At 36.4% G+C, this 12931-nt stretch carries 11 protein-coding genes; 8 read left to right on the top strand and 3 right to left on the bottom strand.

Annotated features, from left to right (window positions below; all coding sequences use genetic code 11):
• The first annotated feature begins 191 nt into the window (after positions 1-191).
• Positions 192-1103, top strand: coding sequence for a cupin domain-containing protein (locus tag JUJ52_RS01360; RefSeq protein ID WP_205389031.1), 912 nt, complete (start codon positions 192-194; stop codon positions 1101-1103).
• A gap of 467 nt (positions 1104-1570) precedes the next feature.
• On the opposite strand, the gene JUJ52_RS01355 is transcribed toward JUJ52_RS01360, so the two are convergent.
• The 3 genes from JUJ52_RS01355 to JUJ52_RS01345 form a co-directional block, all read right to left on the bottom strand.
• The gene (locus tag JUJ52_RS01355) at positions 1571-3541 is read right to left on the bottom strand and encodes an acyltransferase family protein (protein ID WP_205389029.1); all 1971 of its coding nucleotides are present in this window, start codon (positions 3539-3541) and stop codon (positions 1571-1573) included.
• Between the two features lie 347 nt (positions 3542-3888).
• On the bottom strand, positions 3889-4764 hold the full coding sequence (gene rsiV / locus JUJ52_RS01350) for an anti-sigma-V factor RsiV (protein WP_026682307.1): 876 nt from the start codon (positions 4762-4764) through the stop codon (positions 3889-3891).
• Positions 4765-4815: 51 nt separating this feature from the next.
• Positions 4816-5295 carry an RNA polymerase sigma factor SigV gene (locus JUJ52_RS01345; RefSeq protein ID WP_026682308.1) on the bottom strand — a complete coding sequence of 160 codons (480 nt, stop codon included), beginning with the start codon at positions 5293-5295 and terminating at the stop codon, positions 4816-4818.
• Between the two features lie 316 nt (positions 5296-5611).
• Between JUJ52_RS01345 and JUJ52_RS01340 the strand changes: the two genes are divergently transcribed.
• The 7 genes from JUJ52_RS01340 to JUJ52_RS23550 all read left to right on the top strand — a co-directional run bounded on the left by JUJ52_RS01340 (position 5612) and on the right by JUJ52_RS23550 (position 12926).
• Positions 5612-6595 carry a LacI family DNA-binding transcriptional regulator gene (locus tag JUJ52_RS01340; RefSeq protein ID WP_026682309.1) on the top strand — a complete coding sequence of 328 codons (984 nt, stop codon included), beginning with the start codon at positions 5612-5614 and terminating at the stop codon, positions 6593-6595.
• Positions 6596-6602: 7 nt separating this feature from the next.
• Positions 6603-7364 (top strand): SDR family oxidoreductase, encoded by a 762-nt coding sequence (locus tag JUJ52_RS01335; RefSeq protein ID WP_121603844.1) that lies wholly within the window; start codon positions 6603-6605, stop codon positions 7362-7364.
• A gap of 303 nt (positions 7365-7667) precedes the next feature.
• Positions 7668-8990 (top strand): ABC transporter substrate-binding protein, encoded by a 1323-nt coding sequence (locus JUJ52_RS01330; protein ID WP_121603843.1) that lies wholly within the window; start codon positions 7668-7670, stop codon positions 8988-8990.
• 226 nt (positions 8991-9216) lie between these two features.
• Positions 9217-10542, top strand: coding sequence for a carbohydrate ABC transporter permease (locus JUJ52_RS01325; protein ID WP_026682312.1), 1326 nt, complete (start codon positions 9217-9219; stop codon positions 10540-10542).
• Between the two features lie 11 nt (positions 10543-10553).
• Entirely contained in the window at positions 10554-11375 is an 822-nt protein-coding gene (locus JUJ52_RS01320; RefSeq protein ID WP_026682313.1) for a carbohydrate ABC transporter permease, read from the top strand.
• 81 nt (positions 11376-11456) lie between these two features.
• The gene (locus JUJ52_RS01315; protein ID WP_026682314.1) at positions 11457-12539 is read left to right on the top strand and encodes a Gfo/Idh/MocA family protein; all 1083 of its coding nucleotides are present in this window, start codon (positions 11457-11459) and stop codon (positions 12537-12539) included.
• Positions 12540-12554: 15 nt separating this feature from the next.
• The gene (locus tag JUJ52_RS23550; protein ID WP_308035990.1) at positions 12555-12926 is read left to right on the top strand and encodes a Gfo/Idh/MocA family protein; all 372 of its coding nucleotides are present in this window, start codon (positions 12555-12557) and stop codon (positions 12924-12926) included.
• Positions 12927-12931 lie beyond the last annotated feature (5 nt).

Genomic DNA, 12931 nt, shown 5'->3' with positions numbered 1-12931 from the left:
CAGAGGCAAACAGTAACAAAATAAAGCTCCTTCACCTCGTTTACTTTAGCTAGGTGAAGGAGCTTTACGTTCTAAAAAGCAGGATTTACACTGAAAAGTCTTATTAAGATGATAAGTAGTTGAAGTACATTTTGTGGATGTAGGCATATGATGATTATGGATATTATAATGTTTGAAAGGATTGAAATGTTATGTATTATATGCCTAAAGCTTATCCATATTTTCATTACAATAATGTAGGCACAGCTATGTACGATTCTAATAATCAGTCAAGAAGTACAGAGGAAAATTATCAAAGCCTTTGTGAATCTATACTTGAAGAAGTAAAACGAGTGGCTTGTGTAACTACGTTATATCAGGAGTTAGCAAATGTAGCACCAAATGAGGAACATGCCGATAACATTCGACATGCCCTAGCAGGAAAGAAAGACCATTTGGCACATGTTACAAATCTTTATATTCAATTAACAGGGGCAGAGCCTGACTATCAGGTAAATGACATCACTTTTGAAAGTTATCAGCAAGGTTTACAGAGAGCTTATGAGTTAGAAGTCGAAGGATACCAGGCCTATCAGAAAGGCTATTTCCTTACACAGCAGGATCCACAAATACGAAATATCTTTTTGGCTGCGCTAAACGGAGATCAAGTCAATGTCTCTAATGTTGAGCAAATACAAAATGGGAATTTTCGACGGCCAATGGATTATGGAGGAGAGCCGTTTGTCATTGATATAGAGGAAGCTACGAAGCAAAACAACACCTTTCGTACCGCTATTTGGACGGGGGACCATTTACAAGTAACGCTTATGAGTATTGATGTTGGAGAATCTATTGGCTTAGAAGTTCACCCATCGACAGATCAATTTTTGCGTATTGAAGAGGGAGAAGGATTTGTGCAAATGGGAGATCGTAAAGACCAACTTACTTTTGAAGCAAATGTAAATGATGACGATGCCATCATGGTTCCTGCTGGTAAATGGCATAATATAACCAATGTAGGAACCGATCCTTTAAAATTATACTCCATTTATGCACCACCTGAGCACCCTTTTGGAACTGTCCATAAAACAAAAGCGGAGGCAATGGCTGCTGAAAAGTACTAAAAATTTTGATCATAAAAGGATATCCACTCTAAAGGCGAATAATAAACTACGACAGCTTGTTGTTCGTCTTTTTTCCAGATTAAAACCCCGCCTCTTATTGGTTAATTAGGTATCATTCACTTAAAAAATGGCTCTATAAAATAATGAATAGGTTGATACTTGTCAGAATGGTTATTTGGGTCATATTCACATACTACTATGCTCGAATATCAATAAGACTTGTTAAATGATCGAATTCATTTCTTTAAAAAGAAAAAATCCAAGCAATGACCTCAAGGTCTGCTTGGATTCATATATTACAAGAAAGGGGGAGTTACAAGGGTAGTATAGTAATTCCCAATTACATCCATTTCTAAACCACCATTCTTGAAAAAGGGCATTGTAATTATACACAGTGAGGGAGTTAGCTTCGTCTGATTTCTTAAAGCCTATTTCTGTATAGCTTTTCTAAGCTACACCCTGAACGATTATTGGCTATACGAAGAGAAATCTAGCGAATCATAAGCTTTTTTAATAATGTCAGCATATACCTTAGCCCCTTTTTTATTTGGATGGACTCCGTCAGAAGCAAAGTAATTATCATGTCCAGCGCTAGCACCATGCCAATCTACTAATGTAACATTTGCCTGTTTTGAGGCCGTATCTGCTAATGTCCTATTAACGACTTGTTCCCAAGGTCGAGAAATACGCGTATTAACTAATAGAACTTGACGGTCATCACCAATCATCTCAAGCACAGACAAAAGCTGATCCTTTGCAAAGGCTCCGTTAGTACCAAGTCCAATAATGACGATCTCTCCTAATTTGTCTTGGCCTTTCAGTTGCTTTACTACATTTTTTGCTTGCTTCATTTGTCGACCAATGGAAGCATCTATATGGATGGAAGGGAAATAAGATTCGAGAAAAGGCGATACATTAATTAGTATCGAATCACCAATTGCGGTAACCTCTTTCTTATCTGAATTCTCATTTGCTACAGCTTCCTTTTCCTCCTCATGAGTCTGCTCTTTTTTAGTAGCATTATGCTTCTCTTCTTTTGGCAGTTTCGTTTCATGTTTGTCCTTATTCTCAGTGTTAGCAGGTATATTTTCTTCTTTTTCTTGTTTGAGAGCTTGCTCTTTTTCTATTTTTTCCTTAGTTGCTTTTTCCGCTGATTCTCTGTTTTCATTTATATGCTTAGACTCACTGTATTCCGTTAATAAGCTATTTTCACTATAGGAAGCATTCGAGGTGGAAGCATTGGTGACTAATTGTAGCGAAGTAAGTAGGATTAAGACACTACCACCAATAACGGTCCATTTATTCAATGGAATACGTGAAGGAAGTCTTGTAAAAGAAAGCTGTTTCCAAAATTTAATGAATCCATCATGACGAATAGGCCCCTCGATAAATTTCCATGATAGTGCAGATAAGCCAAGAATAATTGCCAATTGAATCGTTACTCGAATGAAAGAAATACCATTTGTATTGATGGCTGGTGTTGTTAGCATAATAACTGGATAGTGCCATAAATAGATCGCATATGAGCGGATACCTACCCATCTTAGGAACGGTAAATTAAAAAGGTTGCCTATACTGTTTGCCGGGTGAACAAGTACGGCTATGAGCATGGCTGTTACAATGGATAAAATGACCATTCCACCATAATAAAGAAAGGGTTCATACTGATTTGTCGTCCAAAGCATAACTAGTAAAATACTAAGCATGATTGAACCAGCAATATTAAGTATATGCTTCAATTTCTGAGGTATCTTTCTAGCAAGCTGTCCGCTCGGCCATATGATTGCTAAAGCTGCACCGATTAACAGTGAGAAAGCTCTTGTGTCTGTTCCATAGTAGACTCTGCTAGGATCCAGACCTGGTTGATAAAGTAACATCATTAGAATTGCGGAAACACTTGCGGTAATAAGCATGATTTTTATTAGGGAAAGCTTGGTTATGTAGCGCAAGCCTAACAGCATTAGAATTGGCCATATAATATAAAATTGTTCCTCTACTGCAAGTGACCAGAAATGGGTCAGTAATGATGGTTCTCCAAGCGTTTCGAAATAGGATTGATCTTGAAAAATATACCACCAATTGCTGATATAAAACAATGCAGCGATGAAGTCTGATTTGAACGATGCGATAATAGTGGGTTTGAATAATAATACCCATATAAATGTTAGAATTAACATAGCTAACATTGCGGGAAGTAATCGTCTTGCTCTTTTGATCCAGAATTTTTTAAAGTTGATGCGCTTGTTTTGCTTCCATTCATCAGCAAGTAGATCCGTAATTAAATATCCAGATAAAACAAAGAATATACACACACCTAGAAAGCCACCAGCTGCCCAATCAAAGCCAAGATGATAAAAAATGACAGCTAATACTGCCAGTCCCCGTAACCCATCTAATTCTGATATGTACCTTCGTTTACCATTTCTCCTTTTATTCAAATTTATATCCCCCTTTGTGAAGAGGATGGTTATATAGAACGTATTTTTCTTTCTGTGTGTATAATGTATTCATCGCTGTAATATCCTTTCTGTCTTTCCAAAGCTGTCAATTTAATAAAACATAGGTTTGTTACCTGTTAATATAATATATTAATATTAATTTCTAATAGATTAAAGGCATATAAAAGCTATCATTAAATCATACATAAGGAATTGGAGAGAATCACTCCATTATAAATTCTCTCCTAAAAAACTACTTTTTCCAATAGATCTATATGCCTAATACGGTTATTTAAATATGAACAAATTGTAACTTATGGAATAGCGAATAAATTCCTATTTACATGTTATTTTATATACTGATTCCCAACTAGATCATCAGCTATAACCTCTGTTGGAATAACGAATTCGACAACTCCCATATACCCTGGTGCAACCGTATAATCGTTAAATGAAATCACTAATTTATGGTCTTCATTGATATAAAAGTTTTGGTTAGGATCTATCTTTTCAAACTTATCGACTACGTCTAAATCCTCAATCCCTGCATTATCTACCCAATAAATTTTATCTGGATCTTCTTTTATTTGCTGACGCATTTGTTCTTTTATTTCTTCGCTAATTGTATTTATATAATCATTGTTTTTAAATAGGATTGGTAGTGTCAACATAATTTGCCTTTGTTTATCAATCGTATCATATTTCAGCGTAGTGGCTGATGATGCTTGTATTTCTTCTGTGTATCGCCCAATCGAAAGTAGTAGATCATTATTCGTTTTTACTTCATAGCCGGATTCGATTAGAAAATGACCATCTTCATCTTGCTCTATTTTTTGTGTGAATTCATCATACAATTTTTGATTCTCATTCACATATTTTTGGTTTAAACTATTTTCAAGATCTTTGTTATCCAGATTGTTTACCTGTGGTGTCTTGAGATGAGCATGATAATTACCATTCTCTACTTGAATATCCTGAAACGTTACTACTTGAATAACCGATCCCAAAACGGGTATCTTCGTTAAACTTTGAGCTAGAGCTGGGCTTGTATTTACGCTAATTACAAATAAGCATAATGCAGCGGCTACTCCTATAAACCACTTTGCTCGGAAAGTAGATCTTTTCTTCCGTGTATGAAGTGCCTTATGGACAGTAGAATCTAATTCTTTAGGGATTGGGGTATTTTTATATTGTTTTTTTAATTCTTTTATTTTGTTATCCAATTGCGTCATCCTCCAATTATCATTAGCCGTATACATCTGGCTAAATTAATTTCATTCCATTTTTTCTTTCAGCATTTCTAACGCTCGATATAATCTAGTTTTAATCGTGTTGTTGTTCTCATTTAAAATTTCAGCAACCTCATGTATTTTTAGGTCTTCAAAATATTTAAGTATGATAACTGTGCGATACTTTACAGGTAATTCCTCTAAAGATCTTTCTAAATCAATATTTTGATACGTATCATTTTTACCAGAGCTATAATAGTCTAGCGTATTTTCATCTACAAATGATGTACGTTTATGTTTCCGTAAAAAATCAAGTGAAGTATTTACAACGATGCGATAAAACCAGCTTTTAACAGATTGATTATCCTGAATGGAATGATGAGCCTTAATTGCTTTTTCAATGGATTCTTGAACAATATCCAAAGCATCTTCCGAGTTTTTAACATAACTATAGGCTAATCGGTAGAAATCCTCTTTTTTTTCTAAAATGAGTGAGATAAGCTTATCCTTCGATTTATTGCGCATGAGAAAAGAGCTCCTTTTGCATAAATACAACATGAATAGTAATATGTTGTAATAAAAAGACGTATGACTGAGTAAAAAAGTTTTGATTTTCTTTTAAAAAGTTATTCATGAGAATGATTCGATGAAAAGAAATCGTATTAGAATAATCTTATTCATTTATACTTCCCCATTTTAACTGCAAAAATATAGGGGGATCTCGAAGGTTGATTTTCTTATTTCAAACACGCAACCGTGGCTATTTCGCATATTGACAAATAGTTAGCAAAACAGTAATATTTTATTGTAATCGATTACATATAGAGGTGCGTGTGAAATCATGGTCACAATTCAGGAGGTAGCAAAAAGGGCAGGAGTTTCTGTCGCTACAGTTTCAAGGGTTATTAATAATCGAAGTAAGGTAAAAGAGAAGACACGAAATCGAGTTGAACAAGCAATAGATGAGTTGAACTACGAGCCAAGTGTTCTAGGACGAAATTTGCGAAATTCAGAAAGCAGGCTACTTCTTGTGTTAATCCCAAGTATTTCCAATCCTTTTTATACAGAAATTATTAATGGAATTGAAGATACTTCCATTAAAGAAGGGTATAATATTTTACTTTGTGAGACAGACTCGAATCCAAAACGAGAAGCTATTTATTTTAATTTAGTACGAAATCGGATGGCAGATGGAATTATTTTAATGGATCCAACTATCAATCGTAAAAATGTTTTGGAACTAGCAACGAACCATCCAATCGTACAATGCAGTGAGTTTGATAAAGAAGGGAATATCTCCTACGTTTCCATTGATAACGAGTTAGCTGCATATCAAGCTGTGAAGCATTTAATAAAGATTGGGAAAAAAAGAATAGCTTTCATTAATTCCGATGAAAAATTTTTGTATGCTCGTGAACGGCGTGCAGGCTATGAGAAAGCCTTTCGTGAGTTTAATATAGCTGTAGAAAAGAAAAGGATATATAATATTAACCAACTAAATTTTGAAAGTGGTCAGCAAGCGATGCGAACACTTCTCAATCAGGAAGAAAAACCAGATGCTGTCTTTGCTGTATCGGATGTACTAGCCATTGGAGCACTCAAAGAAATTCATGCCAATGGTTTGAAGGTTCCGGATGATATTGCCATTATTGGCTTTGATAAAATAAGTTTTTCCAATATGACACATCCAACGTTAACGACAGTATCGCAGCCAATGTATCGCATGGGGTGTATTTCAGCGTCCATGCTTATTAATAAGATTAAAGGTGAAGAAGTAGAAAGCATGCTATTAGAACATGAGTTAGTTATTCGTGAATCTACATAAGGAGGCTATGAACATTTATAATCTGTCTAATGCAAAGGCAATCGTTACGGGGGTAAGCCATGGAGAAGCAATAGGAGCAGCAATTTGTCGCCAGCTAGCGAAAGCGGGTAGTTCCATTTTCTTTACGCATTGGAAAGCAGTAGCAGACTGGCCAGAGAACTTTCAAGCAGAGTTGGCCGACATAGGGATAAATAGTGATCACATGTGTATTGATCTATCTATTCCAGATGCACCACAGAAAGTCTTGGACGTAGCTGTAAATAGCATAGGATCACCAACGATTTTAGTAAATAATGCAGCTCATTCGGAACGAGATGGCTATGAAAAGCTTAATGCTAGTAGTTTAGATGTTCACTATTCAGTAAATATGCGTTCAACTATGATACTTTCTACTCTATTTGCACGTCTATTTAAAAAATCAACTCAAACCGCTGGGAGAATTATTAATTTGGTATCTGGTCAAGATCAAGGGCCAATGATCGAGGAATTAGCTTATGGAGCAACAAAAGGTGCTATTTCTACATTTACAGTGAGCCTTTCCGCAGAAGTAGCTCCACTAGGGATTACCGTCAATGCTGTTAATCCTGGACCTACAGATACAGGGTGGATGTCTGATGAGGACAAGCAGGAACTAGGCAGTCAATTTTTAATGGGGAGAATTGGTCAACCAACGGATGCAGCAAGACTAGTCACCTTTCTTGCAAGTAAAGAATCAGCATGGATCACTGGGCAGGTCATTCATTCTGAAGGAGCTTTCCTTAGAAAGTAAGGTGATTTATCCACATATAACTGGCAATAATATCCCCACCTTAAGCAATAAGTGAAACGAATAATGGTTAGTGTGGGTTCAACTGCTAGTAAATGTCTGATTAGTTCAAAGGCCTTTAGGTCATACCCTTGTGGTACTAACAATCAGCTTACTGATTGAAGTTTCACTTTTTCATATTCAAAAAATCGTTGACAACATTTTAATAAGGGTTATAATTAAACCATAATGTAATCGATTTCATTATTTGTAATATTCAATAAATGCACAAACGTGAAATCGATATAATTTTAAGGGGGACTAAAATTGAGGTTATCCAAGTATGTACTTAGTAGTTTGCTATTCATTGCTTTAACTTTTTTCTTAATTGCTTGTAGTGATTCAGCATCAGAAGATGAGAGTAAAAATGAAAACGATTCAGCAGATAATTCTGAAGATACAACAAAGGATGACGAACAAATTACTATTGTTTATGCACGTGGAGTCGATACATCACCTGCTACGAAAGCAGTTATTAAAGCTTTTGAAGAAAAGCATCCCAATATTAACGTGGAGGAGCGAGAGATGCCAGCAGATACAGGGCAGTCACATGATCAATATGTAACCGCTTTCAGTTCGCAAAGCTCCGAAATTGATGTGTTTAATGCAGATGTTATCTGGCCAGCTGAATTTGCCCAAGCCAATTATGCACTAGAATTGGATCGATTTATTAAAAAAGATGGTATAGATATGAATGCATATTTCCCAGGTACTGTAGCAGCTGGGAAATTTAACGGTAAACAATGGGCAATGCCACAATATACTGACGCTGGTGTATTCTACTACCGATCAGATATCGTAGATGAACCCCCGAAAACTTGGGATGAATTAATAACAATGGCAAAGGAATTCCAGGGTGAAGAAGGTACGAAATTTGGGTATCTAATGCAATCCGCACAGTATGAAGGATTGATTACAAATGCTATCGAATATATTGCTTCATACGGTGGACAGATTGTTGATGAAGATAATAACGTCGTAGCTGATAGTCCAGAAACGGTGAAAGCATTAGAAAAAATGAAGGAAGTTGTCGGGTCTGAATTTGTTCCAGAAAATATTTTAAATTTTAAAGAAATAGAAACAGAAAATGCGTGGATACAGGGGAAATCAGTGTTTGCTAGAAATTGGCCCTATATGATGGCTTCTTCTAATGATGAAGAACGTTCTGAAATTGTAGATAATGTTGAAATGGCAATGCTTCCTGCAGGAGATGAAGGTAGTGCTGCTGCGTTAGGCGGATGGATGACCATGATCAACCGTTATTCCGAGCACCCAGAGGCAGCCTGGGAATTTGTAAAATTTATTTCTGGACCAGAGGGACAAAAGATTTCTGCAATAGAAGGTGGACGTGCACCAACATTGATTGATCTATATGATGATACAGAAGTGCAGGATGTCAGCTTGTTATTTGCTAATTCAGAATTTCGCGAAGTATTACAAACTGCTGTCCCTCGACCGGTATCACCAATATATCCAGAGATTTCAGATATCATGCAAATTGAAATTTCAAAAGTGTTAACTGGTGATCAATCTGCGCAAGATGCCGCAACAAATATGCAAACTAAAATGGAAGCTGCGATGAAGGAGTAATACAGTTAAAGAAACAAATAAGGCAAGGTGGGGAAATTATGCTCATCTTGCCTTTATCCCGCATATAACTAGCAGTAAATTTCCCACTTCAAGCAAGATTGAAACCAATATTGGTAAGTGAGGGATAAAAAAACTCCACGGATTGAAGTTTTACTTTATTAATAGAAACTTACAGGCTCTAGTATTTTGGTTTTCAATTAACTACTCTTGCAATAGGGAGGTAACCATGAGGAAGAAACGAAGTTTTCAATTAAATGAGAAGCAGCTTGGATATGCGATGGTAATACCTTCATTAATTCTTGTGTTTGTTGTTGTTCTTTGGCCAGTTGCTCAATCATTTTGGAATAGTTTATTTGATTATCGATTAAATGATCCGAATCGTTCAGAGCTTATGTTGAGTGCGACTATCGATCTAGAGAGATATGTAGATAATCATTTTTATATAAATAGTCAACTAGAGGAGTTGGCAACTGCTGCAGAAGATGAAGAAATAACCTCCACAATTACGAACATAAATAAAGAAATTAACAATTATCATTCCCAACTGCTAGAGGATGATAAGACGAAAGAAAAAGTAGGCAAAGTTGATGAATTAATTATGAACTTCCAACCAGTTACAGATTCTGAGCTGAAATATCAGAAGATAGATAATGACTTTGCTGAAACATATCGTGATGCATTAAAAGGTTATCAAGCTGAATTAGTGAAGATTGCCGAAGCTAGTGAAGCTAGTGCAGTGGCAGATAATTATCAGCAAGCTGCAGATCTACTAGGTGCAACTGCAAAAGCTATTTTAAAATCAAATTTTATTGGTTTTGATAACTATGCAAAATATATACAGGATGCACGTATGTGGAAATCAATTTGGAATACAACTTTTTTCACTGTAGTTACAGTCGCATTAGAACTGATACTTGGTATGTGCATTGCGTTACTAATCAATCGTGCGTTTAAAGGAAGAGGCATTATACGTGCATCGGTTTTAATACCTTGGGCAATTCCTACAGCAGTTGCCGCCATGATGTGGGGATTTTTATATGATGGACAATCAGGAATTGTTGCACATTACTTAGAAGTATTGAATATTATTCCAGATGCATCATGGTTACTATCTACTTCTTCTGGAGGAATGTTTTCTATTATATTAGCTGATGTTTGGAAAACAACTCCTTATATGGCATTACTGTTATTAGCAGGTCTACAGACAATTCCCAATTCGTTATATGAAGCATCAAATGTGGATGGAGCTAATAAATTTCAGCAGTTTTGGCGAATTACATTACCATTATTAAAGTCTTCGATACTTGTTGCTTTATTATTTAGAACACTTGATGCGTTTCGTGTATTTGATTTAATTTTTGTATTGACTGGTGGGGGTCCAGCAAATGCTACGGAATCGATCTCCGTATATGCATATAAAACGCTATTTGCCCAACAGAATTTTGGAGAGGGCTCCGTGCTTTCTGTAATCGTTTTCTTATTTGTAGCCCTAATCAGCTTTATTTATGTGAAACTAATCGGCTCTGATTTATTTGCTGGGCGTACAAAATGAGGAGGGAAGTCATGAAGAAACGTGGAAATATTGGATTTTACTTTTTCTTAATCGTATTTGTCTTGTTAGTTATGTTCCCTTTTATATGGGTATTTTTAACATCTATTAAACCAACAAATGAAATCTTTTCCTCATTTAAATGGTTTACTACTGATCCATCACTATCATCGTACGAGGCTGCATTGACGAATCGACCGTTATTACGCTATATGCTAAATAGTTTTGTGGTATCGATACTAACTACTTTATTATCCTTGGTATTTGCATCCTTTACCGCCTATGCAGTAACACGATTACCAATTAAAGGTAAGGGATTAATTTTAGGGCTTGTATTGGCGGCATCAATGTTTCCGCAAATAGCGATCATTTCACCAATGTTTAATTTGGTTACAGGTTTAGGATTACGTAATAGCTATCTAGGGCTAGTTATACCGTATATTACAATAAGCCTACCACTATCCATTTGGATTTTATCGACTTTTTTCCAGAAAATACCTTATGAGTTAGAAGAGTCAGCAAAGCTGGACGGTGCTAGCCCATTCCAGACATTTCGAAAGATAATCTTTCCTTTAGCAGCTCCTGGTGTATTTACAACGGGTATTTTAGTTTTTATTGCTGCATGGAATGAATACTTATTTGCATTAACTATAAATAGTGATGATGTATGGCGTACAGTTCCAGTTGGGATATCCATGTACCAGAGTCAATTCTCTATTCCGTGGGGGGATATTTCAGCAGCTACTGTTATTGTTACCATACCAATTGTAATAATTGTGCTCCTTTTCCAAAGAAGAATCGTTTCCGGGTTAACATCTGGTTCGGTAAAAGAATAAACAGTGTAATGTCAATATAGAAACAATCATTTACTAGGCAATATACATGGAATTCGCTACTAAATATAAAGGGTGATCAATATGATGGAAAAACTACGTGTTGCAATAATCGGCTGTGGAGGAATTGCTTTTGGTAAGCACTTACCAAGTCTATCAAGAATTAGTGAGGTTGAATTAATAGCATTTTGCGATTCAAAAAAGGAAAAAGCCCAGAAGGCGGCCGATCAGTATGGCGTTGCTAATGCCATGATATATGAGCATTATAAGGAGCTTTTAGCTAACGAATCTATCGACGTCGTTCATGTGTGTACACCGAATATCTCTCATGCAGAAATTACGATAGCTGCTTTAAATGCTGGGAAGCATGTCATGTGTGAAAAACCAATGGCAAAGTCAACGGAGGAAGCAAAAGCAATGTTGGCTGCTGCAGAGAAGTCAAATAAAAAACTTACGATTGGCTATAACAATCGTTTTCGTCAGGATAGTCAGTATTTGCGACAGGTTTGTCAGCGTGGCGATTTAGGGAACATCTATTTTGCAAAAGCACATGCAATTCGCAGGCGTGCTGTTCCAACCTGGGGCGTGTTTTTAGATGGTGAAAAGCAGGGTGGTGGACCATTAATTGATATTGGTACACATGCATTGGATTTAACCCTTTGGATGATGGACAATTATGAACCTAAAGCTGTAATGGGAGCAACACATCATCAGTTAGGTAAGAAAGAAAATGCAGCTAATCCTTGGGGGGCATGGGATCCAAAAGACTTTACAGTTGAGGATTCAGCGTTTGGATTTATTACGATGAAGAATGGAGCTACAATCATTCTGGAATCTAGCTGGGCACTAAATTCATTAGACGTTGATGAAGCCAAATGTTCATTAAGTGGAACGGATGGTGGTGCAGACATGAAGGATGGATTACGTATTAATGGAGAAGAATTTGGTAAGTTGTATACAACAAATGTAGATTTAGATGCTGGAGGTGTCGCTTTCTATGATGGAGAAACAGAAAGTGCAGCTGATTTAGAAGCACGCCTTTGGATTGATGCAATTATGCAGGATAACGAACCGATTGTAAAACCGAAGGAAGCTTTAGTGGTAACCCAAATACTAGAAGCAATCTATCAATCTGCCAAAACTGGTAAGGCTGTATATTTTGATTAATAGTGAAGGAGGTAGATGACAATCATCCAAGTAGCATTATTGAGTAGATGGCATGTTCACGCGGACGACTACGCGCGTGAAGCAAAGGATAATAAAGCATTAAATATTCAAATGGTCTGGGATGAAGATACAGCAAGAGGTGAGCAATGGGCAAGGGAGTTAGGTGTACCATTCGAAGCGGATTTGGATTGTGTCTGTGCAAATCCATCCATTGATGCTGTTATCGTAACGACACCGACTCATAGACATAAAGAAATACTTATAAAGGCAGCTAAGCATAAAAAGCATATATTTACTGAAAAAGTACTAGCATTAACGGTAAAAGACTGTGAAGCAATTCTAGAAGCTGTCAAAGAGCAAGGCGTTGTTCACTTCCTAGACTTGTAGAAAAA

The sequence above is a fragment of the Virgibacillus sp. AGTR genome, assembly GCF_016919725.2.
GTDB lineage: Bacteria > Bacillota > Bacilli > Bacillales > Amphibacillaceae > Virgibacillus > Virgibacillus salarius.
This window is presented reverse-complemented; position numbering and strand designations above follow the sequence as displayed.

What these genes read in the sequence shown, in the direction of transcription:
- JUJ52_RS01360 (WP_205389031.1), top strand. Translation starts at nt 192, where the DNA reads ATGTATTATATGCCTAAAGCTTATCCATATTTTCATTACAATAATGTA.
- JUJ52_RS01345 (WP_026682308.1), bottom strand. Translation starts at nt 5,295, where the DNA reads ATGCGCAATAAATCGAAGGATAAGCTTATCTCACTCATTTTAGAAAAA.
- JUJ52_RS01340 (WP_026682309.1), top strand. Translation starts at nt 5,612, where the DNA reads ATGGTCACAATTCAGGAGGTAGCAAAAAGGGCAGGAGTTTCTGTCGCT.
- JUJ52_RS01335 (WP_121603844.1), top strand. Translation starts at nt 6,603, where the DNA reads ATGAACATTTATAATCTGTCTAATGCAAAGGCAATCGTTACGGGGGTA.
- JUJ52_RS01325 (WP_026682312.1), top strand. Translation starts at nt 9,217, where the DNA reads ATGAGGAAGAAACGAAGTTTTCAATTAAATGAGAAGCAGCTTGGATAT.
- JUJ52_RS01320 (WP_026682313.1), top strand. Translation starts at nt 10,554, where the DNA reads ATGAAGAAACGTGGAAATATTGGATTTTACTTTTTCTTAATCGTATTT.
- JUJ52_RS01315 (WP_026682314.1), top strand. Translation starts at nt 11,457, where the DNA reads ATGATGGAAAAACTACGTGTTGCAATAATCGGCTGTGGAGGAATTGCT.
- JUJ52_RS23550 (WP_308035990.1), top strand. Translation starts at nt 12,555, where the DNA reads ATGACAATCATCCAAGTAGCATTATTGAGTAGATGGCATGTTCACGCG.